We start from the raw sequence: 3,714 nt of genomic DNA, 5'->3' as shown, positions 1-3,714 counted from the left end.
CCGCCCGCGCCCGTGTCCCCGCCCGCGCCCGTGTCCGCAGGGGAGGCGGGCACCCCCGGCCGCGCCACCGGACGGATTCCCGCCTACCCCGCCGCCGAGCGGGCCGTCCGCGCACTCGCCGAGGCGGTGAAGTACGCCCAGTGGCGGCGCCAGGCGGCCTCCCCCGGCAAGGTGCCCGAATTCCTGGACGACACCATCGACGAGCACGGGACCGCCGCGCTGATCGGGACGCTGCTCGGCCCGGGCCCCGACCCGCGCGCCCGCCCGCTCACCCATGACGAGGCCCGGGACCTGCTCGCCCGCTACGGCATCGACGTACGGCCGGCGCTCCCCGCCCCCGGTCCGGAGGCCGCCGTCGCCGCTGCCACGGAGCTCGGCTACCCGGTCGCCCTCAAGACCACCGCCCCCCACCTCCGGCACCGCGCCGACCTCGGTGGTGTCCGGCTCGATCTCGCCGACGAGAGTGCCCTGCGCCGGTCGTACGACGAACTGACCGAACTGCTCGGCACGCCCGCCGAACTCCGGCCCGTCGTCCAGGCCATGGCGCCCAGGGGAGTGGACACCGTCGTCAGGGCGTCCATCGACGCGGCCGCCGGCGCCGTCCTCTCCTTCGGCCTGGCCGGCGCGCCCTCGGAGCTGCTGGGTGACACGGCCCACCGCCTCGTGCCCGCCACCGACCGCGACGCGGCGGAGCTGATCCGCTCCATCAAGGCGGCCCCGGTGCTGTTCGGCTGGCGCGGCTCCGCACCGGCCGACACCGCAGCGCTCGAAGAGCTCCTCCTGCGGGTGTCCCGGCTGGTCGACGACCACCCCGAGGTGGTCTCCGTCACCCTGGAACCCGTCGTGGTGGCCACGCACGGCCTGACGGTGCTCGGAGCGAGCGTCCGGCTGGCCCCTCCGCCCACCCGCAGTGATCTCGGTCCCCGGCGACTCCCCGCCTACTGACCGCCCGCGGACCCGCGCACGGCGTCCCCGGCAGCCACCGGCCCCCCGTAGGATGGTCCTCATGGCAAAGACCGGTACGACGACCCAGGGGCTGCGCGCGGCGATCGAGCGCAGCGGCTACTACCCGGCCCTCGTGGCCGAGGCGGTGGAGGCCGCCGTCGGCGGGGAGCCGGTCGCCTCGTACCTGGTGCACCAGGAGACCACCTTCGACTCCAACGAGGTCCGCCGCCATGTCACGGTCCTCGTCCTGACGGACACCCGCTTCATCGTCAGCCACACCGACGAGCAGGCCGCCGACACCAGCTCCCCGACGCCCTACGCCACGACGTCGACCGAGTCGGTCAAGCTCGACCGGATCTCGTCCGTCGTGGTCAGCCGTGTGGTCGCCGACCCCGAGAAGTACGTGCCCGGCACACTGCCCCGCGAGGTCGTCCTGACCATCGGCTGGGGTGCCGTCTCCCGCATCGATCTCGAACCGGCGGCCTGCGGCGACCCCAACTGCGAGGCCGACCACGGCTACACCGGCAGTTCCACCGCCGACGACCTGAGCCTGCGTGTCAGCGAGGCCGGGGACGGCCCCGACACGGTGCGCCAGACCCTCGCCTTCGCCCAGGCCCTCTCCGAGGCCACGGCCGTGACCTCGGCGACTTCCCGCTGATGGTCCGGCCCGCCTGGCAGGACCCCGTCCTGCTCGCTCCCGGGACCGCGCCCGTACCGGAGTACGGCACCGGCTCGCTCGCCGATCTGCTGCCGACCCTCGTCGCCGGCCAGGGAGTGCCCGGCTTCGAGGCGAGGATTGCGGAGCTCAGCCCCGCCGACCGCAACTGCGTCTTCCTGATCGACGGACTCGGCTGGGAGCAGATCAAGGCCCACGCGGACGAGGCGCCCTTCCTGCACTCGCTGCTCCCCACCTCCCGCGGCGGCACCGGCCGGCCGGTCACATCGGGTTTCCCGTCCACCACGGCGACCTCCCTCGCCTCGGTCGGCACGGGACTGGCCCCGGGCGAGCACGGGCTTCCCGGGTACACGGTGCGCAACCCGGACACGGGTGCGCTGATGAACCAGCTCCGCTGGAAGCCGTGGACCGCCCTCAAGGCCTGGCAGCCGTACCCCACCGTCTTCGAGCTCGCCCACGCCGCCGGCGTACGCACGGCCCAGGTGTCCGCCCCGGACTTCGAGCAGACCCCCCTGACCAAGGTCGCGCTCAGCGGCGGTTCCTTCCTGGGCCGGCTCACCGGCGAGGACCGGATGGACCTCGCCGCCGAGCGGCTCGCCGCCGGCGACAGGTCCCTCGTCTACACGTACTACAGCGAGGTCGACGGCCAGGGACACCGCTTCGGCACCGACTCCGATGCCTGGCGGGGCCAGCTGATGTACGTCGACGGGCTGGCCCGGCGCCTCGCCGAGCAGCTGCCGCCGCGCTCCGCGCTGTACATCACCGCCGACCACGGCATGATCGACATCCCGTTCGACGAGCAGTCCCGGATCGACTTCGACGAGGACTGGGAACTGAGCGCCGGAGTCGCCCTGCTGGGCGGCGAGGGCCGCGCCCGCCATGTGTACGCGGTCCCCGGAGCCCAGGCGGACGTGCTGGCCGTCTGGCGCGAGGTGCTCGGCGAGCAGTTCTGGGTGGCGAGCCGTGACGAGGCCGTCGCGGCGGGCTGGTTCGGCCCGCACATCGACGAGCGGGTGTACGGCAGGATCGGCGACGTGGTGGCGGCCGCTCACGACGACGTGGTGATCACCGCGTCGGTCAAGGAGCCCCACGAGTCCGTGATGGTGGGCATGCACGGATCGCTGACCCCCGCGGAACAGCTGGTGCCGCTCCTCGAAGTACGCTCGTAGCCCTCATTCCGTCCCCACCGCACCGCACCTCGAAAGGCGCTCGACTTCTCATGCCCGAGCTTGTGTTCTTCTCCGGAACGATGGACTGCGGAAAGAGCACCCTGGCCCTCCAGATCGGCCACAACAGGTCGGCCCGCGGTCTGCGGGGAGTGATCTTCACCCGGGACGACCGGGCGGGGGAGGGGAAGCTGTCGTCGCGGCTCGGCCTGGTGACGGAAGCGGTCGAGGCCGCCCCGGGGATGGATCTGTACGGCTACCTCGTGAGCCGGATGTCGGAGGGCGAGAGGGTCGACCACGTGATCGTGGACGAGGCCCAGTTCCTCGCTCCCGAGCAGATCGACCAGCTGGCCAGGGTCGTCGACGAACTGGGCCTCGATGTGTTCGCCTTCGGTATCACCACGGACTTCCGGACCAAGCTCTTCCCCGGCTCGCAGCGGCTGATCGAGCTCGCGGACCGGATAGAGACGCTCCAGGTCGAGGCCATGTGCTGGTGCGGCGCCCGCGCGACGCACAACGCGCGGACGGTGGGCGGGGTGATGGTGGTCGAGGGGGAGCAGGTCGTCGTCGGCGATGTCGACCGCCCGGCCGCGGACGTCGGCTACGAGGTCCTCTGCCGCCGCCACCACCGCCGCCGAATGACGAGCGCCGCAGCCCATGCGGGTGCGCTGTCGCCGGACGTGCTGCCGGTCGGCCACGGCTGACGGCTGTCCCCCGGCGCGGCGCGTTCGCGCAGGGAGCCCGTGGGCCGGCGGGCCCGTGGTCCTGGCCGGGCGGGTGGACCGAGGTGCTGCCGGTGAGGAACTGCTCCCGGTCGTCGCGCACACGCAGCCGGCCGGCGACGGTCCGGGTGAACGGGTGGTCGCCGGGGCCGAGTTCCTCCCACGCCGCCGACACGGCGCCCAGGAACGCGGAACGGCCCGCACC

The 3,714-nt window shown here is 73.3% G+C and carries 4 protein-coding genes; all 4 read left to right on the top strand.

The features are described from left to right. Positions 1-945: acetate--CoA ligase family protein (locus tag VN520_RS08810; RefSeq protein WP_325746296.1), on the top strand; the 945-nt coding region annotated here is incomplete at its 5' end. Positions 946-1,006: 61 nt separating this feature from the next. Beyond that, positions 1,007-1,603, top strand: coding sequence for a DUF5998 family protein (locus VN520_RS08805; protein ID WP_325746295.1), 597 nt, complete (start codon positions 1,007-1,009; stop codon positions 1,601-1,603). Continuing rightward, positions 1,603-2,790, top strand: a complete 1,188-nt coding sequence (locus tag VN520_RS08800; protein ID WP_325746294.1) for an alkaline phosphatase family protein — start codon at positions 1,603-1,605, stop codon at positions 2,788-2,790. The genes VN520_RS08805 and VN520_RS08800 overlap by 1 nt, the downstream gene beginning before the upstream one ends. Positions 2,791-2,840: 50 nt before the next feature. Continuing rightward, a complete protein-coding gene (locus tag VN520_RS08795; protein ID WP_325746293.1) occupies positions 2,841-3,491 on the top strand; it encodes a thymidine kinase in 651 nt (216 codons plus the stop codon). Positions 3,492-3,714: the final 223 nt, after the last annotated feature.

The organism is Streptomyces sp. (assembly GCF_035563135.1).
GTDB lineage: Bacteria > Actinomycetota > Actinomycetes > Streptomycetales > Streptomycetaceae > Streptomyces.
The sequence above is the reverse complement of the archived record's forward strand: the minus strand, read 5'-3'. Positions and strand labels throughout refer to the sequence as shown.

Excerpts from the sequence above, each read along its gene's own strand:
- VN520_RS08805 (WP_325746295.1), top strand. The coding sequence starts at position 1,007 with ATGGCAAAGACCGGTACGACGACCCAGGGGCTGCGCGCGGCGATCGAG.
- VN520_RS08800 (WP_325746294.1), top strand. The coding sequence starts at position 1,603 with ATGGTCCGGCCCGCCTGGCAGGACCCCGTCCTGCTCGCTCCCGGGACC.
- VN520_RS08795 (WP_325746293.1), top strand. The coding sequence starts at position 2,841 with ATGCCCGAGCTTGTGTTCTTCTCCGGAACGATGGACTGCGGAAAGAGC.